Raw genomic sequence first — 450 nt, 5'->3', positions numbered from 1 at the left:
CGGTGACGGGGTGGGTGATGACCCGGTCCCAGGGGACGGTGGTGGTTTCGGCGAGGGCGCGGGCGGTGGCGGCGTCGATGGGTCCGTGTCCGACGAGGTCGGCGGGGTCGAGGTTCTCGGCGCCGGGCCGCAGCATCGTCAACGCCGGAACGACGACCTGCACCCGCGCGCGGATCGCGCCCAGGGTGCCGGGGCCGTCGTCGCCGCGGGTGGGGTCGGCGTCGGGGGCGGCGGTGAGGAGCAGGTCGGCGAGGATGTCGGCCCGCACCTGGTCGGCCGTCCGCGTATCGGGCGTGGGAGCTGTCATGGTCTCCGCGCGTTCACCGCGTTCGTTGCTACCCGCGCGGCCGTCCGTGCGTGCCCCCGCAGGCGCATCACCGCGTGCGGCGTCTCGGCGCATGTCGATGATCGCCGCGCTTTGCTGCACGAGCCGGTCGTAGATCCCCACCG

The 450-nt window shown here is 74.7% G+C and carries 1 pseudogene; it reads right to left on the bottom strand.

What is annotated here, in order from left to right:
- Positions 1-307 (bottom strand): annotated as a pseudogene (locus tag D8Y23_RS16625) (HNH endonuclease); the annotation flags it as partial.
- Positions 308-450 lie beyond the last annotated feature (143 nt).

The organism is Microbacterium enclense (assembly GCF_004022425.1).
In the GTDB taxonomy this organism is placed as follows: Bacteria; Actinomycetota; Actinomycetes; order Actinomycetales; family Microbacteriaceae; genus Microbacterium; species Microbacterium enclense_A.
The sequence above is the reverse complement of the archived record's forward strand: the minus strand, read 5'-3'. Positions and strand labels throughout refer to the sequence as shown.